Source organism: Bacillus bingmayongensis, assembly GCF_000299035.1.
Classification (GTDB): domain Bacteria; phylum Bacillota; class Bacilli; order Bacillales; family Bacillaceae_G; genus Bacillus_A; species Bacillus_A bingmayongensis.
On record NZ_JH921519.1, the window covers coordinates 149,611 to 173,618 of the forward strand.

The 24,008-nt window shown below is 37.1% G+C and carries 22 protein-coding genes and 1 pseudogene; 8 read left to right on the forward strand and 15 right to left on the reverse strand.

The window, feature by feature from the left end; translation table 11 throughout:
* The first annotated feature begins 1 nt into the window (after position 1).
* From Y7E_RS0121875 to Y7E_RS0121910, 8 genes are all read left to right on the forward strand, one after another.
* Positions 2 to 208: a DUF1657 domain-containing protein gene (locus Y7E_RS0121875; protein ID WP_017153378.1), complete on the forward strand. Its 207-nt coding sequence runs from the start codon at positions 2 to 4 to the stop codon at positions 206 to 208.
* A gap of 22 nt (positions 209 to 230) precedes the next feature.
* A complete protein-coding gene (locus tag Y7E_RS0121880) occupies positions 231 to 1,100 on the forward strand; it encodes a DUF421 domain-containing protein (RefSeq protein ID WP_017153379.1) in 870 nt (289 codons plus the stop codon).
* A 250-nt stretch (positions 1,101 to 1,350) separates the two neighbouring features.
* Positions 1,351 to 1,932, forward strand: coding sequence for an ATP-dependent Clp endopeptidase proteolytic subunit ClpP (gene clpP / locus Y7E_RS0121885; RefSeq protein WP_017153380.1), 582 nt, complete (start codon positions 1,351 to 1,353; stop codon positions 1,930 to 1,932).
* Positions 1,933 to 2,523: 591 nt separating this feature from the next.
* Positions 2,524 to 3,231, forward strand: coding sequence for an iron-sulfur cluster repair di-iron protein (ric, locus tag Y7E_RS0121890; protein ID WP_017153381.1), 708 nt, complete (start codon positions 2,524 to 2,526; stop codon positions 3,229 to 3,231).
* Positions 3,232 to 3,796: 565 nt separating this feature from the next.
* On the forward strand, positions 3,797 to 5,233 hold the full coding sequence (locus tag Y7E_RS0121895) for an IS4 family transposase (protein ID WP_017150272.1): 1,437 nt from the start codon (positions 3,797 to 3,799) through the stop codon (positions 5,231 to 5,233).
* A gap of 127 nt (positions 5,234 to 5,360) precedes the next feature.
* The gene (locus Y7E_RS0121900) at positions 5,361 to 6,020 is read left to right on the forward strand and encodes a Crp/Fnr family transcriptional regulator (protein WP_017153382.1); all 660 of its coding nucleotides are present in this window, start codon (positions 5,361 to 5,363) and stop codon (positions 6,018 to 6,020) included.
* A 325-nt stretch (positions 6,021 to 6,345) separates the two neighbouring features.
* Positions 6,346 to 6,573 (forward strand): DUF1858 domain-containing protein, encoded by a 228-nt coding sequence (locus tag Y7E_RS0121905; protein WP_017153383.1) that lies wholly within the window; start codon positions 6,346 to 6,348, stop codon positions 6,571 to 6,573.
* Between the two features lie 12 nt (positions 6,574 to 6,585).
* Positions 6,586 to 7,815 (forward strand): DUF438 domain-containing protein, encoded by a 1,230-nt coding sequence (locus Y7E_RS0121910; RefSeq protein WP_017153384.1) that lies wholly within the window; start codon positions 6,586 to 6,588, stop codon positions 7,813 to 7,815.
* A 74-nt stretch (positions 7,816 to 7,889) separates the two neighbouring features.
* Here the strand turns inward: Y7E_RS0121910 and Y7E_RS0121915 are convergent, their stop codons facing one another.
* From Y7E_RS0121915 to uvrB, 15 genes and pseudogenes are all read right to left on the reverse strand, one after another.
* Entirely contained in the window at positions 7,890 to 8,147 is a 258-nt protein-coding gene (locus Y7E_RS0121915; protein ID WP_006096515.1) for an HPr family phosphocarrier protein, read from the reverse strand.
* 21 nt (positions 8,148 to 8,168) lie between these two features.
* Positions 8,169 to 9,119: a DNA-binding protein WhiA gene (gene whiA, locus Y7E_RS0121920; RefSeq protein WP_017153385.1), complete on the reverse strand. Its 951-nt coding sequence runs from the start codon at positions 9,117 to 9,119 to the stop codon at positions 8,169 to 8,171.
* Between the two features lie 87 nt (positions 9,120 to 9,206).
* Positions 9,207 to 10,160 (reverse strand): gluconeogenesis factor YvcK family protein, encoded by a 954-nt coding sequence (locus Y7E_RS0121925; RefSeq protein ID WP_017153386.1) that lies wholly within the window; start codon positions 10,158 to 10,160, stop codon positions 9,207 to 9,209.
* Positions 10,161 to 10,163: 3 nt separating this feature from the next.
* The gene (rapZ, locus tag Y7E_RS0121930; protein ID WP_017153387.1) at positions 10,164 to 11,045 is read right to left on the reverse strand and encodes an RNase adapter RapZ; all 882 of its coding nucleotides are present in this window, start codon (positions 11,043 to 11,045) and stop codon (positions 10,164 to 10,166) included.
* Between the two features lie 19 nt (positions 11,046 to 11,064).
* Complete coding sequence (locus Y7E_RS0121935) at positions 11,065 to 11,523, reverse strand: NUDIX hydrolase (protein WP_001190078.1); 459 nt, start codon at positions 11,521 to 11,523, stop codon at positions 11,065 to 11,067.
* Positions 11,524 to 11,893: 370 nt separating this feature from the next.
* Positions 11,894 to 11,980, reverse strand: a pseudogene (locus tag Y7E_RS35095) (undecaprenyl phosphate translocase family protein); the annotation flags it as partial.
* 205 nt (positions 11,981 to 12,185) lie between these two features.
* Positions 12,186 to 13,142 (reverse strand): thioredoxin-disulfide reductase, encoded by a 957-nt coding sequence (gene trxB, locus Y7E_RS0121945; RefSeq protein ID WP_017153389.1) that lies wholly within the window; start codon positions 13,140 to 13,142, stop codon positions 12,186 to 12,188.
* 77 nt (positions 13,143 to 13,219) lie between these two features.
* Positions 13,220 to 14,731 (reverse strand): tetratricopeptide repeat protein, encoded by a 1,512-nt coding sequence (locus Y7E_RS0121950; protein ID WP_017153390.1) that lies wholly within the window; start codon positions 14,729 to 14,731, stop codon positions 13,220 to 13,222.
* Positions 14,732 to 14,862: 131 nt separating this feature from the next.
* Complete coding sequence (locus tag Y7E_RS0121955) at positions 14,863 to 15,384, reverse strand: acyltransferase (protein ID WP_017153391.1); 522 nt, start codon at positions 15,382 to 15,384, stop codon at positions 14,863 to 14,865.
* A 21-nt stretch (positions 15,385 to 15,405) separates the two neighbouring features.
* A complete protein-coding gene (gene ppaX / locus Y7E_RS0121960) occupies positions 15,406 to 16,044 on the reverse strand; it encodes a pyrophosphatase PpaX (protein ID WP_017153392.1) in 639 nt (212 codons plus the stop codon).
* A 64-nt stretch (positions 16,045 to 16,108) separates the two neighbouring features.
* Complete coding sequence (gene lgt, locus Y7E_RS0121965; protein WP_017153393.1) at positions 16,109 to 16,921, reverse strand: prolipoprotein diacylglyceryl transferase; 813 nt, start codon at positions 16,919 to 16,921, stop codon at positions 16,109 to 16,111.
* A 22-nt stretch (positions 16,922 to 16,943) separates the two neighbouring features.
* Positions 16,944 to 17,873, reverse strand: coding sequence for an HPr(Ser) kinase/phosphatase (hprK, locus tag Y7E_RS0121970; RefSeq protein ID WP_017153394.1), 930 nt, complete (start codon positions 17,871 to 17,873; stop codon positions 16,944 to 16,946).
* 162 nt (positions 17,874 to 18,035) lie between these two features.
* Positions 18,036 to 18,410, reverse strand: coding sequence for a phage holin family protein (locus Y7E_RS0121975; RefSeq protein ID WP_017153395.1), 375 nt, complete (start codon positions 18,408 to 18,410; stop codon positions 18,036 to 18,038).
* A gap of 591 nt (positions 18,411 to 19,001) precedes the next feature.
* Complete coding sequence (gene uvrA / locus Y7E_RS0121980) at positions 19,002 to 21,878, reverse strand: excinuclease ABC subunit UvrA (protein ID WP_034278943.1); 2,877 nt, start codon at positions 21,876 to 21,878, stop codon at positions 19,002 to 19,004.
* Entirely contained in the window at positions 21,875 to 23,851 is a 1,977-nt protein-coding gene (gene uvrB, locus Y7E_RS0121985) for an excinuclease ABC subunit B (protein WP_017153397.1), read from the reverse strand. Before uvrB ends, uvrA begins: the two co-directional genes overlap by 4 nt.
* Positions 23,852 to 24,008: the final 157 nt, after the last annotated feature.

Genomic DNA, 24,008 nt, shown 5'->3' on the forward strand with positions numbered 1-24,008 from the left:
TATGACTGTTATTGCTAGTGTAAAAACATGCCTTGCGAGTTTAAAAGGTGCGCAAGCAAGTTTAAGTACATTTTCACAAAATGCCGCTGAGGAAGAAGCAAAACGAGTCTTCCATGAATGTATGCTGGAAATGGATAGTGTAATTGCTGACCTTAACAATAGAATTTCAGTATTAGAACGAGAAGAACCTCAATATAAAGGATTTTAGGTAAAACAGGAGGGAATAAACTATGCCTCATGTATCAGATTGGCTGCTTGTCATTATACGCTCCTTCGCTCTCTTAGTTATTTTATTTTCAATGACAAAATTGCTTGGAAAAAGGCAAATTTCACAGCTTTCATTTTTCGAATATGTCGCAGGATTGACAATCGGAAACATCGCCGCTGAAGTTACAACAGGACTAGAGCGAAACTTTTGGCACGGTGTTTCTAGTATGCTTGTTTTTTCTCTTGTCCCATTTTTCGCAGGTATGGTTGCCTTAAAAAACAAGCGGCTCAGAAATTTCATTGAAGGAAAAGCGACTATTTTTATAAAAGATGGAAAAGTTCTTGAGGATAATTTAAAAAAAGAAAATTATACAATTGATGAATTACTAGAGCTGCTTAGAAAGAAGAATGCATTTAACATAGCAGATGTTGAATATGCTGTACTGGAGTCAGGCGGTGAACTAAATGTCTTGTTAAAAAGAGACAAACAGCCGCTTACTCCAAAAGATATCGGTTTACAAATAGCACCTGCCAAAGAAACACAGACGGTAATTATGGATGGAAACGTACTAGATGAACCACTTTCAGCCAGTGGTCATAATCGCGCCTGGCTTCACGCTGAATTAGAAAAAATCGGTGTCTTAATAGAAAATGTTTTTATTGGACAAGTTGACTCTTACGGACAACTCACTGTCGATATTTATGATGATAAAATTCAAATGCCGTCTCCTCAAGATAAGCCATTACTGTTGGCTTCCTTAAAAAAATGCCAAGCAGATCTTGAATTATTTTCTTTAGAAACACAATCAAAATCAGCAAGTCAAATGTATAGTAAAAATGCAAAACAACTCGAACATATTTTAAATAGAGTAACCTATCTTCTAAAAGAATAACACACAAAAGAACGCTTCTATGACAAAGGCGTTCTTTTGCTTTTTGCAAATAACATACTTCTCCTATTACGTTTAAATTTATATAATTCGGTTATGATGTTGAAGATACATAAGCAGGGAATTCCAAAAACATAGCGAATAAATCATGATACAACTACATATTTTTTTGATTTAAAGTGGTTTCGTTTGACCTTTATTGACCATAATTGTATTATAAGACTAAGAAAGCTTTCAAAGGAGGAAATAACAGATGAATTTAATTCCTACAGTAATTGAACAAACAAATCGTGGAGAACGCGCTTACGATATTTACTCTCGCCTATTAAAAGACCGCATCATTATGCTTGGTAGTGCAATTGATGACAACGTAGCAAACTCAATCGTTTCCCAGCTTTTATTCTTGGAATCTCAAGATCCAGAAAAAGATATTCACTTATACATTAACAGCCCTGGTGGTTCTATCACAGCCGGTATGGCAATTTACGATACAATGCAGTTTATTAAACCAAACGTATCAACAATTTGTATCGGTATGGCTGCATCTATGGGTGCTTTCCTACTTGCAGCAGGTGAAAAAGGAAAACGTTTCGCTCTTCCAAACAGTGAAGTAATGATTCACCAACCACTTGGTGGAGCACAAGGTCAAGCAACTGAAATCGAAATCGCTGCAAAACGTATCCTATTCCTGCGCGATAAACTAAACAAAATTCTTGCGGAACGCACAGGCCAATCACTAGAAGTCATCGAACGCGACACAGAACGCGACAACTTCATGACAGCAGAAAAAGCACTAGAATACGGCTTAATCGATAAAATCTTTACAAATCGTTAATATATTAAAAGCGGAAGCGGCTCGTTTAGAACAGGAGGGCGTTGGAACCCCTGATTCCGAGGCGCTTTTTGCCTCGAATGAAGGGGTGAAACGACCGACTATTCTAGCCGCTGGAGCTGGATATACTTAAAAGCGGAGGTGGCTCGTTTAGCTCTGACTGGCTAAGGTTCTTTCGCATAGAAGGTGCTTTTTACCTTCTTATGCGGAAGGTTCTTAGACACGAAGAGCTTGCCACCGGAGCTGGATATAACTAAAAGCGGAAGCGGCTCGTTCAGAATCGCTTCACAAAAAAAGCTATCGCATATGCGATAGTTTTTTTCTTATGGGGTAGCGGAAGCATCGAGGACACTCCCCTCACAAATTCATTTATATTAACGACATTTCTCCTACATAATTAACTCCACATCTTTAACCTAGTTCTAGCTACATTCGTATCATCTTATCTATCAACCCTGTAGCACATCCTGTAAATTACAAAAATAGCGAATGATGAAATTAACTCGTTATAAGTGATATATATCACCACATGAACGTTAAATAATTGATACTCTTAACCCAGATAAAATATTTAAACTTTATGGAGGTATTCATATGAAACATATTTTTACCGAAAATTCCGTTATTGGTGATATTGTTACACAATTTCCAAAGGCAAGTGACCTTTTCAAATCATATAGAATAGATTTTTGCTGTGGTGGTAATAGACCGATTATCGACGCTATTAATGAAAGAAATTTATCTGCAGAAGAAATTTTAACAAAGTTAAATACGCTCTATCACGAAACAAAACAATTAAACGAATCTGAAATTAATTGGAAAACAGCTTCTTATAGTGAATTAATTGATTATATTTTGAATAAACATCATCGCTATTTAAATGAAGAGTTACCGCTGTTAAGCCCATACGTAACAAAAGTGTTACGCGTTCATGGAGCAGGACAACCACATTTAGCTCAAATTCATAAGCTATTCCATGAATTAAAAACAGAATTAGAGCAACATTTAATTAAAGAAGAAACAGAAGATTTTCCTTTGATTTTAGCATTTGAACAAAATCCAACTGATGAAAATTATATGAAATTACGCAAAGTAGTAGATGAATTAGAAAATGAACACGACCACGCTGGTGATATCATTAAAGAACTTCGTAAAGTTACGAATGACTTTACTCCTCCAGTAGGTGCTTGTGGCACTTATCGTCTTGTCTATCAACGCCTTGAAGCTCTTGAATCTGATTTGTTCGAGCATATTCATTTGGAAAATAACGTTTTATTCCCGCGCGCAATTGCACAAGCTTAAATAAGAATTAAACAGGATAGTTGAAAAGAGGAATAACGACCTCTTTTCAATGAATCCTGTTTTATCCCGCATTAACGGGCAGTAAGACCCCCACCTCAAAATTCGGCAAAAGCAAAGAAGTTAAGTGTGGGATTAACTGTCCGTAAAAGCCCGATTGGTGAGGGCTAATAATCAGTGGGGGATGAAGAAAACCCCCACTGATTAAAGTTTCACTTTATCCATTACCAAACAGACACCTCCATTCACGAAAATCGTATACTTCCCTCTCTTCTCTCTTATGTTTCACAAACCTTACAAGTTCCAATTTTGTTTTGAAATTCGTCTCATTTTCAACCAAAAGTATGATTTTTATCACTGCTTCATTTTTCTATTTAGGATACATTAATAAGAAAAGTACTATCATTGGGATGATGTTAGGAGTGAGGAATATATGTCAGAAATAATAAAAAGACACTTACAGGGGGTTTCCCTCATGCCCATCAACTTAAGAGATTTTAATACCCCCAAGTATCCAAAAACGTTATTCTTTCTAAACAAGCTAGATTAGAAAGGATGACGTTTTCTTATGAACCTCTCGATTCAAGATGAACTACAACCGTTTGCGGAAGAGTTACAGCGATATATTACACCTGTATTTTTAGAAAAACTTGCAAGAGAAATCGGATTTATAAAGCGAAAACGTAAGTTTTCTGGCTCAGACTTAGCTACGATTTGTATTTGGATCAGTCAACGAGTAGCAAGTGATCCCTTAGTACGATTATGTAGTAGGCTTCATGCAGCCACTGGTACTTTACTCAGCCCTGAGGGCTTAAATAAGCGTTTAAACGCTAAAGCAGTTTTGTTTTTACAACATATTTTTTCTTTACTGTTACAACAAAAAATATGTGAACAAACGCAAATTTCTAACCATCTCTTCACTTATTTTGGACGAATCCGTATCCTAGATGCCACCGTATTTCAGGTGCCAAATGATTTAGATAATGTATATCCAGGCTCTGGAGGCTGTGCTCAAACAGCCGGAATCAAAATTCAATTAGAATATGATCTGCACAGTGGGGAATTTCTTAACTTTCAAGTTGGACCAGGAAAAAATAATGACAAAACATTTGGCACGGAGTGCTTAGATACCTTACGACCAGGAGATTTATGTATTCGTGATCTAGGTTATTTTTCATTGGAAGACTTAGACCAAATGGATCAACGAGGTACATACTATGTGTCTCGTTTAAAATTAAATACGAATGTATATATGAAAAATCCAAATCCAGAATACTTTAAAAACGGTGCTATTAAGAAGCAATCGGAATACATACAGATCGATGTGAAGCGGCTTCTAAACCAACTACAGCCAGGAGAAACATTTGAATTAAAACATGCTTATATCGGTGATAAACAACAACTATTTGCACGTGTTATTTTTAATCGATTAACAGAAAAGCAACTTCAAAAGCGGCAAGCGAAGATTGCGGAAAAAGAAAAGTCTAAAAATAGAGCGTACTCAGAGAAAAGTAAATTGGTAGCTGGATTAAACGTGTATGTGACGAATACACCTTGGGAATGGGTTCCGATGGAACAGGTACATGAATTATATACTTTACGTTGGCAAATAGAGATTGTCTTTAAAACGTGGAAATCACTCTTCAAGATAGACCATTATCGTAATGTAAAACAGGAACGATTAGAGTGCCAATTATATGGAAATCTAATCGCTATTTTCCTATGTTCCTCTACTATGTTTAAAATGCGTCAATTGCTTTTACAAAAGAAGAAAAGAGAATTAAGCGAATATAAAGCGATTGGGATGATCCAAGATCATCTATTTCTGTTATATCAAGCAATACAGCAAAACAACCAAGAGATAACAAAGATCCTAACCCGCCTGTTCAACCTTTTACAGAGGAATGGACGGAAATCCCACAGATATGAGAAGAAAACTGTCTTTGATATTATGGGTGTTGTCTATGAGTATAGTGGATTGAGAAAACAAAAGAAAGTTGCATAATTTTTTAAAAATGAAACCCGTTAGGGTTTATTCGGTGTGCTTACTTTTAAGGACATCAAATATTTTAAGAGTTTTTTAGTTCATATGAACAAAAGTTCATTTTGTTTCCGCTCTTAAGTTGATGGGCATGGGGGTTTCCCTCTTTAAAGAACTTTCAGAAGAAGAAATTCAACCAATTGTAGAAATTTCACGAATGCGAATGTATAAAGCAAGATCATTTGTATTTATGCAGGGTGATACACTTGACCGCGTATTTTTTATTCACTCCGGAAAAGTGAAAATTCAAAAAACAGATGCATCTGGAAAAGAACAAATTGTTTCTATACTTCAAGCCGGAGAAATGTTCCCTCACTCTGGTTTCTTCCGAAAAGGTACATTCCCTGCGCATGCTGAAATTCTTGAAGATGCCCAATTAATTGTCATTCCTATCGTTGATTTTGAGATGATTTTAATCAAATACCCTGAATTATGTATTAAATTATTTAGAGTTCTTGGAGAAAAAATCGTGGACCTTCAAAACAGATTGGAAGAACAAATTCTTCATGACACATATGCGCGAATTATTATGCTATTACTGCGCTTATGTAAGTCAAATGGTGTACGGATAGATGACAAATATAAAATAACGACTCATTTTACAAACCGTGAACTCGCAAACATGATTGGAACATCAAGAGAAACTATGAGCCGAACTATTACTTACTTAAGAAAAAATGAACTAATTGCTACGGATGAGGATGGTTATTTCCTTATCGATCTAAATAGGTTGGAAAATGAAATTATATAATCAGATACCAAACTGTCCTAAATCAATATTCTATTCGAAGTCATTCTCCTTTCATTAGTGATACTCCCATCAGCGGGGGGCTTTCATCCTCCACTGATGGCGAACCTTCATTACAGCCTTTTACAGGCTGTTTACTCTGCGCTATCTCCCTTTTTCTCTCTAAATTTTGAGATCGTAATCTCACCAACTGTGAATAACAAAATGAAAGCAAAAGTGACAAACTTGTTAAAAAGAATGAATGTGTGATTTGGCTCACAATTTTTTTCCTACCTTTATGTTACAGTGTAATTGATAATTACTATCATTTGTTTTTGAGGTGAGAATAATGAAAAAGTTAATTGATTTTCATCAAACTGTCTATGATATAACTACCCAATATCCCGAGATTATCCCTCTTTTAAAAGATCTCGGCTTTGAAAATATAACGAAACCTAATATGCTCCAAACAGCCGGCCGTATAATGACAATTCCAAACGGATGCCGAATGAAAGGAATTTCACTTCATACAGTAAAGGAAACTTTTAAAAATAATGGATTTCACATTAACGAGTAGAGGAGAATTCTTATGAGCGAAATCATTAATAACAGGGAACAAGAAAATATAAATAACTCTGAACGCCAAACAATCTTAAAGACTATTATTAAAGATCTTCATAACGGAAAAAACATTGAAGATGTAACAGCACAGTTTCAAGAAGCAATCGGAAATATTACCGTAGCAGAAATTTCAAAACTCGAACAGGCACTCATGGAGGAAGAAGGAATTCCTGTGGAAGAAGTACAACGCTTATGCTCCGTGCATACAGCTGTTTTCAAAGGATCCATCGAAGAAATCCATCAATCTAATAAGCAGGAAGAACAACCGGGTCATCCGATTCATACATTTAAAATGGAAAACAAAGAAATTGATCTACTAGTTAATTTCAAACTTCAATTACACTATGAACGTTTTGAGAAAGAAGATAGCGAAGAGAATATTTATAAACTAATAGAAGACTTAAATTTATTACTCGATGTTGATAAACATTATAGCCGTAAAGAAAATCTACTTTTCCCCTATTTAGAGAAATACGGTATTTACGGACCAACTCAAGTTATGTGGGGCGTTGATGACAGAATTCGTGATGCAATTAAAGAGGCAAAACAAAAATTAGTAAATTATAATCAAGATAAAAAATCAGCCTTAGATAGCATTTCTTTCGTCATTCACGACGTAAGTGAAATGATTTTTAAAGAAGAAAATATTTTATTTCCAATGGCCCTTCAAACTCTTACAGAAGATGAATGGCTAAAAATCGCTCATGAAAGTGATGAAATCGGCTACTGCTTAACGAGTCCTACAAGTACATGGAAACCCGAAAGAAATATGATCAAAGAAGAAGCCATATCTGAAGGGCTGATTCGTTTCGAAACAGGTATATTATCTTTAAAACAGTTAGAACTGATGTTAAATCACTTACCTGTTGATATTACATTCATTGATGAAAATGATGTTGTGCGCTACTTCTCTCATGGAAAAGAACGAATATTTGCCCGCACGAAAGCTGTCATTGGTCGAACAGTGCAAAACTGTCATCCTCCAAAAAGCGTTCATGTCGTTGAAAAACTCTTAGAAGATTTCAAATCTGGAAAAAAAGATTGTGAAGATTTTTGGATTCAATTTCAAGATAAATATGTATATATTCGCTACTTCGCAGTACGAAATGCAGATGGAAAATATATGGGTACTCTCGAATTTACCCAAAACATTCAACCGATTCGTGAACTTCAAGGAGAAAAACGGATTCTTTCATAATTTATATCAGCGACTCGATACTATACAAAAAAATTGCCCCACTTGAAAAAGCTATCGCTACATGCGATAGCTTTTTACTGTTTATTTTGTACATAGGCAGCCAGCGCTTCTAAAGCAGCTTCTGCATCTGAACCTTCTGTTATAATCGTTACGTTGCTGCCAGATCCAATCGCTAAGCTCATAATCCCCATTATGCTCTTCGCATTGACTGTTTTTCCATCTTTCTCAATGAAAATATCAGCATGAAAACGATTTGCCTCTTGTACAAACAACGCAGCCGGACGTGCTTGTAAGCCGTTTTTTAATGCAACCTCAACCTGTTTTTGAACCATAGCTCCATTTCCCCTTTACCGTTATTTTTTTGCTACCGGTTCCCCCGCGCGTAATTTCTCCGCAATTTCATCGATTTTACGCAAGCGATGATTGATACCTGATTTACTGATTTTCCCCCCAGATACCATCTCGCCTAATTCTTTCAATGTTACATCTTGATAACTAATACGTAATTGTGCAATCTCTCGCAATTTATCTGGCAAGACATCGAGTCCAACCGTTTCATCAATGTAACGAATATTTTCAATCTGTCTTAAAGCGGCACCAATCGTTTTATTTAAATTGGCTGTTTCGCAGTTCACTAAACGATTAACTGAATTACGCATATCACGAACAATACGAATATCCTCAAATCTTAACAATGCATTATGTGCACCGATAATGTTTAAAAACTCCGTAATTTTCTCCGCCTCTTTTAAATACGTAATGTACCCTTTACGCCTTTCCAGCGTCTTACTATTTAAATCAAATCCGTTCATCAGTTCACATATAGAATCATTATGTTCCTTGTATAACGAAAAGACCTCTAAATGATAAGATGATGTTTCTGGGTTATTTACTGAACCACCTGCTAAAAATGCACCTCTTAAATACGATCGTTTACAGCATTTCTTTTCAATCAATTCTTGTGAGATGTTACGAATAAATGAAAAGTCTTCTCTAACAATATGCAAATCCGCTAATATTTCACGGGATTTCTCAACAAGCCGAACGATATATACATTATTTTTCTTCAGTCGCATTTTTTTACGAACAAGCAATTCTACCGTCACGTCATATCCTTTTTTCAGCAATGTATAAATTCTTCTTGCGATTGCTGCATTTTCTGTTTGAATATCAATTGAAAGACGACGGTTTGAAAAAGAAAGTGATCCGTTCATTCGAAGCAATGCCGATAATTCAGCTTTCTCACAGCACTCCTTCATTTCAAGCTTCGTGAGCTCTTTCTTTGTTTCTGATGCAAATGACACAGCCCCACCTCCTTATACGATATTTTGGAACAAAAATCTTGTCCTATATGAATGAGTAGCGTTATCTCATACAGAGATAACGCATGCTTATAATAACGAATATAAAATAGAAGCTAATTTTAATGTATCGTGCCTTACAACTTGATCATCGTACTTTGCTAATTCATCTTGAATTAAGCGAATGTCACTTTCAGCAAAACGATCTTCATCAACCACAACAGGCTCAGACATCTCTTCTGCATACAGTTTACGTAATTCAACAGGAATATCATGATTATTTACAATCACAGTATCGATAAACGGTGTTCCAAGATGATCATGCAAAGCCTGCACATGATCAAATGCTGTATACCCCATCGTTTCTCCAGCTTGCGTCATAACATTACATACATATACTTTTTTCGCCTTTGCATTAAGAACAGCTTTACCGATTTTTTCCACGATTAAGTTCGGCAAAATACTTGTGTACAAACTGCCTGGACCGAAGACAAGTAAATCTGCCCGCTGAATTTCCGTCAATGTCTCATACAGCGGTTCTACATCACCCGGTGTTAAAAACACACGATTGATTTTTTTCCCGAAGTACGGAATTTTCGATTCGCCTGTTACAATTTGCCCATCTTCCAGTTCGGCATGAAGTACAACACTTTGATTGGCTGCTGGTAAAACACGTCCTCTCACATTTAACACTTTACTCGTTTCTGTAATGGCATGGAAAAAGTCTCCTGTAATCGAAGTCATACCAGCTAATAATAAATTACCTAATGCATGACCCGTTAAACCTTCTCCGGATGTAAAACGATGTTGAAATAAAGCTTCCACAAGCGGCTCCACATCTGATAACGCAACAAGTACGTTACGAATGTCGCCTGGTGGTGGAATTTCTAACTCATCACGTAATCTACCTGAACTGCCACCATCATCAGCTACTGTAACAACCGCTGTAATATCAACAGGATATTTCTTCAATCCTCGTAATAAAACAGATAGTCCAGTTCCTCCTCCCATGATGACAATTTTAGGTTTTCTCTCTTTTTTCATCCCTTAATGGCCCTTTCTCTTCTCCACATCACGATGAGATATATGAACGATATATTCTGGTTTCAAATGTTTTCCAAGGTATTCTGCAAGCGTCACAGAACGATGTTGTCCACCTGTACATCCAATCGCAATTACAAGCTGACTCTTGCCTTCTCTTTTATAATGAGGAAGCATGAAAGTAATAAGATCCGTCAGCTTTTCTAAAAATTTATGTGTCTCATTAAACTTGAGCACATATGACGAAACTTCTTCATCAAGTCCTGTTAACGGCTTCATCTGTGGAATATAATATGGATTTGGTAAAAAACGAACATCAAATACTAAATCTGCATCAATTGGAATGCCATACTTAAATCCAAATGACATCACATTTACACGAAATGCTTGCTCGTTTTCTGTTGAAAACAGATGAACAATTTTTTCGCGCAATTCTTTCGGTTTTAGCTCAGACGTATCAAGTACAATATTCGCTCTTGCTTTCATGTCTGTTAATAAATTACGCTCGGCCTCAATTCCTTTTAACGGAAGTCCTGTCGGCGCAAGTGGATGCGAACGTCTCGTTTCTTTGTAACGAGTTACAAGCGTGCTATCTTTCGCATCTAAAAATAAAATATGCGGAATAATCCAAGTGCGTTCTGATAAATCATCAAGTGCTCCCCATAAATGTTCGAAAAATTCGCGGCCACGTAAATCAATACCAAGCGCTACCTTGTTCATTTTCCCCTTCGAGTCTGCCATCAGTTCAACAAACTTTGGCAATAACATCGGCGGTAAGTTATCTACACAAAAGTATCCTAAATCTTCAAAACTTTGCAGAGCTACTGTTTTTCCTGCACCGGACATTCCTGTAATAATTACCATTTTAATATCATTATTCGCTGTCATTGTATCCCTCCTTGACGGTTTAGCTTGGATCCAATCGATATGAAAGTAATTCAAAGTCTGGTGTATATACAAACGTACCGTAGATTATTCCATTCCCTTTAATTAAATAATCAATAATGTGATAATCTCCCGGCGCCATTGCTAACTCATCAATTTTATCAAATGTATGCCAGCCAATGATGCCTTCTTCGCTTTCCAATTTGTTTTCTCCTGCAAAATCTGTCGCTAAAAAGGAGAACATCATCCATTCAGAAACAACTTTATCCCCTTCTTGGATGACAAAAGTGAAGACCCCCTTTAGTGCTGGGTTCTTTAAATAAATACCTGTTTCTTCACGATATTCGCGAACAACGGAATCTCTTACTGTTTCACCGCGTTCCATTTTCCCGCCCGGTGCAACCCACCAGTTCCGACGAGGCTTTTGTAATAGGAGAACTTCATTATCTTTAATTAACACACAGTTTGTTACCCTTTGCATGCTTCTTCACCTCAGCTACTTATGACAAATTTCTTCATCACATACTTATTTCATTATACTATCAAAAACAGTTTGTCACAATGAAGGAGACTAGCCCCATGAATAAGCTAATCACTACTAGATAAACAAATTTATTCTTCCAAATAATTATAAAAAAATTGTCTTTGCTCTCTTCCTAGGAATATAAAAAAATTCGCTTAACGAACTCAATCATTAAGAGGATTCTATTACATAAAATTATCTATTTTTTACTAAAATACGATACAATCACAAATCCTAATATAAACGTAATAATAGAACTTACAATCGACATGCCTCCTGTTGGAATCCCTAGGAACATCACGGCAATCGATCCGATAACAAGCCTGATAATGGCCGCAAGTAACCTCTCATAAATTCCTAGTACAACAGCAATTGTTCCACCGCTCACACCAGGAATTAAATCACTAACTCCCATACAAAAACCACGATATATTAAGCCATTCTGTATTATATAAACTCCTTATTTCTCATTGTCGCTTTCCCCGTAAATTCTAATATAACAATAAGGAATCTTGTAATCTAAAGAATTTTTGAAAAACATTTGACATTTTAGGAAGAAAATAAAAGAAGAAAGCTACCATCTATGATGGTAGCTTTCTTCTCTAAAAGGATTCATATCCTTATTTTTCTGTTACAGTTTTTAATTCTTCTAACAACTCTTCTACATAGTGTTGTGCACTTTGCGCTGCGATACTACCATCGCCAGTTGCTGTTACAATTTGACGAAGCATTTTTTCGCGAACATCACCAGCTGCGAAAATGCCAGGAACTTTTGTTTCCATACGTTCATTTGTTTCAATATAACCATTCTCATTTGTAATACCAAGCTCAGTAAATGGTTTTGATAATGGTAACATACCGATGTAAATGAATGCGCCATCTGTTTTGAACTCTTGCTCTTCACCAGTGTTTACATCTACAAGTGTTACACCACCAACTTTACCGTTTTCTTCGTTAATTTCTTTCACAGTATGGTTCCAAATGAAATCTACTTTTTCATTTTGGAATGCACGATCTTGTAAAATTTTCTGTGCGCGAAGAGCGTCACGACGGTGAACGATTGTTACTTTTGATGCGAAACGTGTTAAATACACACCTTCCTCAACAGCAGAGTCTCCTCCGCCAACAACAACAAGCTCTTTCCCTTTAAAGAATGCACCGTCACATACTGCACAGTATGACACACCGCGGCCGCCAAGTTCTTTTTCACCTGGTACACCGATTTTTTTATACTCCGCACCACTTGCAACGATAATCGCGCGTGTTTTATATTCTTTTTTACCAGCTACAACTGTTTTATATTCTTTGCCATCGATGACTTCTTTCACATCACCATATGCATATTCAGCACCAAATTTCTTCGCATGCTCGAACATTTTATTTGATAAATCAGGTCCTAAAATGGATTCATAACCTGGATAGTTTTCTACATCTTCTGTATTTGCCATTTGTCCACCCGGAATACCACGTTCAAGCATAAGCGTGCTTAAATTTGCACGAGACGTATACACTGCAGCTGTCATCCCAGCTGGCCCAGCACCAATAATAATGACATCATAAATTTTTTCTTCTGACACACTATTCACTCCTATTCATTCCTACCATAACTTACCCTCATTATACTGTTAGCATCTGTTTTTTCCCAATGATTTGCCTATGCGTGAGTACGCTTTACTGCTTGCACATATTTTCTCACAGTTGCCACAGATACATTATATATATTTCCAAGTTCGGCCTGTGTCATTTTATTTCTCTGCTGGTCACGCACAATATATTCGATTGCCGCAGACCAACCAAACACATTCGTAAATACCGCCCCAGATGTATATAAACGTATAAAAGTACAAAACCAAAAGTGCAAGCATTCTTCAATCAATTCATCATCTTTATTTGTATAGTTATATAAGGCATCCGCAATTCGAACACATTGTTCAAACGGTTGTAACTCACCCGGAATACTCTTATGACTACTCATTAAAAAGAAATACTTTGCCAGTTGTGAAACAATTGGGACACGATTTTTCGCCTGCGTCACATCAAAGAAAAAGCCAATCTTCTCAGGTGTTGTTAATTCATTCATTAAATACAGTGCTAACATTTGCTCTTCTAACGTTTCACTTTGCTGGAAAGATTTCCGCAATTCTTCAAACAAAACATTCTGTTCTTCATCAGCTAAATTTAATGCATTCCACGGCTCTTTCCCTTTTTTATCAGGGTGTAATTCTACAACAGATTGCCACATTTTTTCCGCTGTATGTTTATCTTCTATCATATAAGCAGAGTATGCAAACCAATAGTAAAAGCTGACATCACCTTCATAACCTTGTCGCTTTAATAACCTTAACCATTTATATGCTGATGCAAAGTGACCGATTGTTGCAAATGTTGTTCCTAACTTTAATCGATGCTCAAATGACATCGGATATACTGATTCTAGTTGCCCCGCTAACGCTTCTACTTGTTTATGCTCTCCAATTGAATATAGAAAAATAAGTGTATTACAAAGCGCATGCATATTACCTGGATTTTTCTCCAAAATCATCTCAGTTAACTTGAGTGCCTGATCTACATTTCCTGATTGAAAATGCGCAATTGCTAAGTTATTATAACCCGACCAAAATTCTGGATAATCTTTCGTTACAACTTCAAGCGTAGCAATCGCTTCCTCCAATTGTCCGTTACGAATATAGCGATTTGCTTGCTCCTGCATAACAATTAATTCATCTTCATCTTCAATACCTTCCGTATCAAGCGATTCTTCTTCCATAATCTCAAGTAATTCTAACGTATCTTCCACAAATTCTTTTTCTGTTGCTATCTCTAAATATCGCTCCGCATACTTCTTTGCTTGCTGAAACAAACCAAGATATGCGTAATTATTTGCTACAAAATAATAGCACTGTTCAATATCAGCGTTAGAACGAATGAGTTTCAAGAAAATTTGATTCGACTCTTGATACTCTCCCACCTCAGATAATACTGTCGCTAATTGACACAAAATAAACGGCTCTTTCTCACTTTGTGCCGCTCTTCGAAAATATTTAATTGCATCTTGTAATTTATGATTACGATAAGCTTTCATTCCTTTTTTATAAAAGAAATCAGCTAATTGATTAAAAGAGATAACCTGTCCGTTCTCCTTATACATCCGTTGATTTTTCCCCATATATCCTCCAGTTTTTTGTTTTCTTCGCTCATACATTTTTCTATTTATAAGTATAAACGATTCCGTAAAAAACAAAACAGTATATTATAATCAATTATTTCCTTTTTATTCATAAAAAGAGAAGGGAAATGTTACATTTTTAACATTGACCTTCTCCCCTCTGCCATTTCTTCCTTCGTATAAATGATACGCATTGGATTTCCACCTACAAAAGCACCGCTTGGTACATCACGGTGAACAAGCGTACCTGCAGAAACAATGGCACCGTCCCCAATCTCCACACCTGGCAATACAATTGAATTCGCTCCGATCATCACTTCATTCCCTATGATTACTTCTCCGAGGCGATATTCCTTAATTAAATATTCGTGAGCTAAAATCGTTGTGTTATAGCCAATTACTGAATTTGTCCCAACTGTAATCTTTTCTGGAAACATAATATCCGGCATAGCCATAAGTGCAAATGATGTTTGGTCTCCTACTTTCATTCGTAAAAATGTACGATACAGCCAATTTTTCATTGATAAAAATGGTGTATAGCGTGCAATTTGAATGACTATAAAATTTTTCATTACCTTCCAAAAGGATACTGTTTTATATACATTCCATAATGAGTTTGCCCCTGAAACAGGGTAGCGCGTTGTACGTCGCACTTCGCTTTCTCCCCTTATCCGCTATTCAGACAAAATAGATAACAAGTCGCTCATTTTATCTAATACATAATCTGGCTTATATGATTCTAAATACGCTCTACCTTTAATTGTCCATGCCACGGCTGCTGTTTTCGTACCTGCGTTTTGTCCACCTACAATATCATGGTGGTTATCGCCAACCATTAACGTTTCTTCTGGTTTTGCATTTAGTAGCTCGAGCGCCTTTTGAATTGGTTCTGGATGTGGTTTCACATGTTCCACATCATCAATTGTGACAACAACATCAAAGAACTCGTTTAATTTAGAAAGCTGTAAGCCCATTTCTACCGTTTGTCTTGCCTTCGTTGTGACAATTCCAATTTTGTAACCTTGCTTCTTTAGTTCTTGAACCGTTTCATAAACAGTTTCGTATTCTTCCACTAGTTCATCATGATGATCATGATTAAATTGACGGTAGCATGTAATCATCTCTTCTACCTTACTTGCATCGATTGAACTAAACGTCTCATGCAAAGACGGACCGATAAATGGCAATACATCTTCTCGCTTATACTGATTTGGATAGTACTTGTTTAACGTGTGTAAAAAAGAAGAAATAATAAGTTCATTTGTATTAATTAGTGTTCCATCTAAATCAAATAACACTGTATTTATTTTCATGTGCTTGATCCTTTCCTGCCTGAATATGAAAGAAGCAGCATCTCATACAAGATGCTACTTTTTTCTAGTTTTCTAAATATCTTTTATCAGCTTGCCCCATTTTACGTCTCACAATAATGAAAATGATTGAAATAATAACAAGCCCGATAGACATCACTTGTGCAATACGAAGCGGTCCTAACATTAAGCTATCTGTACGTAATCCTTCTACAAATAAACGTCCAACTGAATACCAAATTATATACGTAAAGAATAATTCACCACGGCGTAAATTCACTTTGCGTAGCAACAATAAAAGAATGACACCGGCAAAATTCCATAATGATTCATATAAGAACGTTGGATGATAATAAACACCATCAATATACATTTGATTCACAATGAACTGTGGTAAATGTAAGCCTTCTAAAAATTGTCTCGTTACTTCACCGCCATGAGCCTCTTGGTTCATAAAGTTTCCCCAGCGGCCAATTGCTTGTCCAAGTAGAATACTTGGTGCTGCGATATCAGCTAACTTCCAGAAGGAAACACCGCGTCTTTTCGCAAAGATAATTCCAGTAATAACTGCCCCGATTAAACCACCATGAATCGCCAAGCCACCTTGACGAATATTAATAATTTGACTCGGGTTTTGCATATAATAATCAAATTCAAAAATAACATAGTATGCTCTCGCACAAATAATAGCAATTGGTACCGCGATTAAAACAAGATCGACAAATGTATCTTTTTGAATGCCTAATCGTTCACCTTCGCGAGTAGCAAGCCAAAGTCCAAGCAAAACACCTGTACCAATAATAATCCCATACCAATAGACTGGGAATGGTCCAAGTTGAATTGCCACGCGATCAAGTTGTGGGACAGACCCTAACAACATATGTATGACCTCCTTCTTACAATTACTCCTGATTCCCTAGCTCAATTGCACTCATTAAGCGCTCAGAAAATTGTTGTGCTGCATTGACTCCCATTCGTTTTAATCTGAAGTTCATCGCTGCTACTTCAATAATAACAGCCAAGTTTCGACCAGGACGAACTGGAAGTGTAATCTTCGTAAGTTCTGTATCTATAATCTTCATTTTCTCTTCATCAAGACCTAGACGATCATAGTTTTTCTTTTGATCCCAAATCTCAAGACTAATTACAAGTGTAATACGCTTATAGTTTCGGACGGCACCTGCACCAAATAACGTCATTACGTTAATGATCCCTAAACCACGAATTTCTAATAAATGCTCAATCAAATCTGGAGAACTTCCTACTAATGTATCTTCATCTTCTTGACGGATTTCAACGCTATCATCCGCAACTAAACGATGACCACGTTTTACAAGTTCAAGTGCTGTCTCACTTTTCCCGACACCACTTTGACCTGTAATTAAAACACCGACTCCGTAAATATCCACTAACACACCGTGAACGGCAGTTGTTGGTGCTAACTTACTCTCTAAATAGTTTGTTAAACGACTTGATAATCTTGTCGTCGTTTGGGAAGAACGTAAAAGCGGTACGCCAGACTCACGCGATGCTTGCAATAATTCCTCTGGCACATCTTGACTACGCGTTACGATAATACAAGGTGTCTCTTCTGTACAAAGAACTTTCATTCTTTCTTGTTTTTGCTCACTTGTTAATGTCTCACAAAATGTAAGCTCCGTTTTTCCAAGAAGCTGGACGCGATCAGCTGGATAATATGTAAAAAAACCTGCCATTTCAATTCCAGGTCGCGATAAATCACTCGTATCAATCGGACGATGAATACCTTCTTCACCACTTACTAATTCCAATTGAAATTGTACAATTAAATCTTTTGTCCTTACTTTCGGCATATGTAAACCTCCACTCCGCTGCGGGTTCAGTCTCATTTGATGTAAATTTCCATTCTATCCGATATTGTACCATTTTTTTCTGCAAACAAGAAATGTGGTTTTTATTAAATAGAAAAAAACATTTCATGGAACTCATGAAATGTTTTTCCTTTTGTCATTTTTCTATTTCTTTTCAGATAATGGCTCTACAATTACTTTATCAATCAGCATATTAAAAATAGAAATACAGATTGCCGCAATAATTGCTACACCAAATCCTGATATGTTGAAAGCATCACCTAATAATGAATCTGTTATTTCAAGCGTAATTGCGTTAATTACAATTAAGAAGAAACCGAATGTTAAAACAGTAATTGGCAACGTAATTAAAATTAATAACGGTTTTACAAACACATTTAAAATCGATAAAATAATGCTCGCAATAATTGCCGTTTGTATATTTTCTATGTAAAATGCGTCTGGTGCAATTCCCTTTAGAAGACCTGATACAACAATTAACACGACGCTATTCACAAGAAGTGATAGAATCCATCTCATTTTCTTACACATCCTTTTGACATATATACTTAATCATACGCTAATGAATAATAAACGCCAAGTCCCAATGAAAACTAAAAAACTCCTATAACAGCTTATTCTTTCTTTTCTATTGGTATACCTGTCATCCTATCAGTCCATCTTGCAAGAAATATCAACTACATTAAATTAGCAAAATAAAAATAACCAATACTGAAGACATTGTTTGTAACAGGTATTTATGGACATGGATTTAAATTTGGCAGTGTTGTTGGACAGATTTTAAATGAATTGATTATTTCGGGTAAGAGCGAACAAGACATTTCTCCATTTTCAATCAAGCAATTTAAAAAGGCCCTATAGACGAAATTAAGCCATTATTTGTTCTACTAACGGGTGCTTGAGTTTAAAAAGAACCGTATATTTCATTCGTTTCTCTAAGTTCATTTAAATGCAAAATTCCCTGTCTTTTAGTCGAAAACAGGGAATTTTTTATATTCAAAGATTACCGTTAATGTGGGATAAAAAAATCGAGTGTAAAACTCATAATTTTTCACACTCGATTTACTATGTTTCTGTTCCGCACTATCAATCCAACTGCCAATACACTTATTACAACACTTCTACTTCTTCTATCTTCGCTTTCATCCGAGTTGTATCACGCTCTAAAATTCCTTTTAAATATTTCCCTGTATACGATCTCTCTTCTTTTACCACTTGCTCCGGTGTCCCTGAAGCAACGATTTGACCACCTTTGTCTCCACCTTCTGGTCCAAGATCAACAATGTAATCCGCTGTCTTAATCACATCTAAGTTGTGCTCAATCACAAGCACCGTTTCACCATTTTCAACAAGGCGTTGTAATACCTCTAAAAGACGCGCAATATCATGTGCATGTAAACCTGTAGTCGGTTCATCTAAAATATATAACGTACGTCCCGTAGAACGGCGATGTAATTCAGATGCTAATTTCACACGCTGCGCTTCACCGCCAGATAATGTAGTAGCAGGCTGCCCTAATTTCATATAGCCAAGCCCCACATCTACAAGCGTCTGTAGCTTCCGTTTAATTTTCGGGATATTAGCAAAGAACTCTACCCCATCATCAATTGTCATCTCTAACACTTCAGAAATGTTCTTATCTTTATATCTCACTTCTAATGTTTCACGATTATAACGTTTTCCGTGACACACTTCACACGGAACATATACATCTGGTAAGAAGTGCATCTCAATTTTAATAATTCCATCACCGCGGCAAGCTTCACAGCGCCCACCTTTTACGTTAAAGCTAAAGCGACCTTTTTGATAGCCACGTACCTTTGCTTCATTTGTTTGAGCAAACACATCTCGGATATCATCGAACACACCTGTGTATGTCGCTGGATTTGAACGAGGTGTACGTCCGATTGGCGATTGGTCAATATCAATAACTTTATCCAAATGCTCAAGACCTTTAATTTGTTTATGAGCCCCTGGCTTACTTTTTGCCTTATATAATTTCTGTGCTAACGATTTATATAAAACTTCATTCACCATCGTACTTTTTCCAGAACCAGATACACCGGTTACGGCTACAAACGTACCAAGCGGGAATGACATCTTCGCATTTTTTAAGTTATTTTCTTTTGCTCCGATTATTTCAACTTTACGCCCGTCCCCTTTACGTCTCTCAAGAGGAACCGGAATAAATTTCTTACCGCTTAAATATTGGCCTGTTAATGAATTGTCGTCATTCATCACTTCAGCTGGTGCACCTGCCGAAACAACTTGCCCGCCATGAATCCCGGCGCCAGGTCCAATATCAAGTAAATAATCTGCAGCCATCATTGTATCCTCATCGTGTTCCACAACAATTAACGTATTCCCTAAATCACGCATCTCCTGCAATGTGCGAATAAGGCGATCATTATCACGTTGATGTAAACCGATTGAAGGCTCATCTAGAATATACAGTACACCAGTAAGGCGAGAACCTATTTGCGTTGCAAGACGAATACGCTGCGCTTCACCGCCCGATAATGTCCCTGCTGCACGGCTTAGTGTTAAGTAATCTAACCCTACGTTAATTAAGAAGCCTACACGCTCTTGAATTTCTCGTAAGATTAAATGAGCAATTTTTTGTTGTTTTTCAGTCAGTTCAATCGTTGAGAAGAAATCATGAACCTCTTGAACAGAATACTTCGTTACATCCGATATTGTTTTCCCGCCAACAAAAACAGCTAAGCTTTCTGGTTTTAAGCGTCCGCCTTTACACTTCGGACACACTTGCTCCGCCATATACTTTTCCATTTGCTCACGAATATAATCAGAGCTCGTTTCACGGTAGCGACGTTCAATATTCGGAATAACTCCTTCAAATAGAATCTCACTTTCTTTCACTTGCCCAAAGTCATTCACATAACGGAAATACACCTTTTCTTCTCCGCTTCCGTACAGTACTTTATCAAACAAATCTTTCGGAATATCTTTAACAGACATATCCATATCAATACCATAATGATTGCACACCGATTGTAATAATTGCGGATAATACTGTGAACTTGTCGGTTCCCAAGGAGCAATTGCACCCCCATTTAATGATAAATCCCAGTTCGGAATAACAAGCTCTAAATCCACCTCTAGTTTCGAACCAAGTCCATCACAAGACGGACATGCTCCGAATGGACTATTGAAAGAGAACATCCGTGGCTCTAACTCACCGATTGAAAATCCACAATGCGGACAAGCATGGTGCTCACTAAATAATAGCTCTTCTTCTCCAATTACATCGATTAATACACGGCCACCACCAAGTTTGAGTGCACTTTCAAGAGAATCTGCAAGCCGGCTTGCAACTCCTTCTTTTACAACGATACGGTCAATTACAACTTCAATAGAATGCTTCTTGTTTTTATCTAATGTAATCTCTTCAGACACATCAAGCATTTCTCCATCAACCCGAACGCGAACATAGCCTTGTTTCTTGATATCTTCTAAAACTTTCACGTGTGCACCTTTACGTCCTGACACAATTGGTGCTAACACTTGTAATTTCGTACGCTCTGGATATTCGAGCACACGGTCTACCATTTGTTCTACAGTTTGTGATGTAATTTCAATTCCATGGTTTGGACAGATTGGTGTTCCAATTCGCGCAAATAATAGACGTAAATAATCATAAATCTCCGTTACTGTTCCAACTGTTGAACGCGGATTACGACTCGTCGTTTTTTGATCGATTGAAATCGCTGGAGACAAACCTTCAATTGTATCCACATCTGGTTTATCCATTTGTCCTAAGAACTGGCGCGCGTATGCGGATAAAGATTCTACGTATCTGCGCTGTCCTTCTGCATAAATCGTATCAAATGCTAATGATGATTTTCCTGAGCCAGACAATCCTGTCACAACAACTAGCTGATTTCTCGGAATGGTTACATCAATATTTTTTAAGTTATGCGCTCTCGCACCTTTTACAACGATAAAATCTTTGCTCACTATCTTCATCCTTCCGCTTTTAATTCTAGTAGTAAATCTCTTAGCTCAGCTGCACGTTCGAAGTCTAGCGCTTTTGCCGCTTCCTTCATTTGTGCTTCCATCTTCGCAATTGTTTTTTCACGTTCTTTCTTCGTCATTTTCTTAGTAGGCGTCGTTTCATATACTTCCGTCTCTTCTGCGGCTGTTGTTGCACGAATCACATCACGTACTTCTTTTTGAATTGTTTTCGGCGTAATACCGTGTTCTTCATTGTAAGCTTCTTGCTTTTGACGACGGCGTTTCGTCTCCTCAATTGCAATTCCCATCGATCTCGTTATGCGATCTGCGTACATGATTACATGACCGTTTTCATTACGTGCGGCACGGCCGATTGTTTGAATCAATGATCGCTCTGAACGTAAGAAACCTTCTTTATCAGCATCTAAAATAGCTACGAGGGATACTTCCGGAATATCAAGTCCTTCTCGCAATAAGTTAATACCGACAAGCACATCGAATTTACCAAGGCGAAGATCACGAATAATTTCAATCCGCTCCAGCGTTTTAATTTCAGAATGAAGATAGTTTACTTTAATACCGACATCTTTTAAGTAATCTGTTAAATCCTCTGACATTTTCTTTGTTAATGTCGTAATTAATACGCGTTCATTTTTCGCAATCCGATCTTGTATCTCTCCTAGTAGATCATCAATTTGCCCTTCAATTGGCCTTACCTCAATTTGCGGATCTAAAAGCCCCGTTGGACGAATAATTTGCTCCACAACTTCCGGTGTATGCTCTAGTTCATATGGACCCGGTGTTGCTGATACGTACACAACTTGATTCGTTTTCTCTTCAAATTCTTCAAACATAAGCGGCCTATTATCCATCGCTGATGGCAAACGGAATCCATGGTCCACAAGCACTTGTTTACGTGCTTGGTCTCCGTTATACATCGCCCTTACCTGGGGTACTGTTACGTGCGACTCATCCATAACGATTAGAAAATCTTTAGGAAAATAATCTAACAATGTATATGGCGTTGAACCAGCTGGACGAAGCGTCAAATGACGTGAGTAGTTCTCAATGCCTGAACAGAAACCCATCTCGCGCATCATTTCTAAATCATAACGGGTCCGTTGTTCAATCCGCTGCGCTTCTAACAATTTACCGTTATCATTTAATTCTTTTAAACGTTCTTCTAATTCTTTTTCAATATTCTCAATGGCAACTTTCATTTTCTCTTCACGTGTAACGAAGTGAGACGCTGGGAAGATTGCCACATGCTCACGTTCTGCTAATACTTCACCCGTTAAGGCATTCACTTCACGGATTCGATCAATCTCATCTCCAAAAAACTCAATCCGAATGCAATGTTCATCAAGGGATGCTGGGAAAATCTCAACTACATCCCCGCGCACCCGAAATGTTCCACGCTGGAAATCGATATCATTGCGGCCGTACTGCACATCAACAAGTTCACGAAGCAATTGATTGCGGTCCTTTTCCATACCAACGCGCAAAGAAACAACGAGTTCACGGTATTCTTCTGGAGAACCTAAGCCGTAAATACAAGATACACTCGCTACGATGATAACATCGTCTCGTTCAAATAAAGCTGATGTCGCTGAATGACGCAATTTATCAATCTCATCATTAATTTGTGCATCTTTTTCAATAAACGTATCGGTTTGTGGTACATACGCTTCCGGCTGATAATAATCGTAATAACTCACAAAATACTCAACTGCATTGTTCGGAAAGAAATCTTTCAACTCACTATACAGCTGTCCCGCTAACGTTTTATTATGAGCCATTACAAGTGTTGGCTTCTTCACTTCTTTAATAACATTTGAAATCGTAAATGTCTTACCCGTTCCTGTCGCTCCAAGCAACACTTGATGCTTCTTACCATTATTAATCCCTGCTACCAGCTGCTTTATCGCCCGCGGCTGATCACCTTGCGGGGAATATTCTGAGACAATCTCAAATTGATGTTCCAAACAAATCCGACCTCCTTATAAAAAATCTGTATTCCCATTTTACCACGAATGCCTATAAAAAAACCAAGAAAACGAACAAATATTCGGTAAAGTTTTCGACATGGAAACTCTTCACCCTTTACAACGTTTCAAAGATCAGAGCCGAATTTTGCTTAGC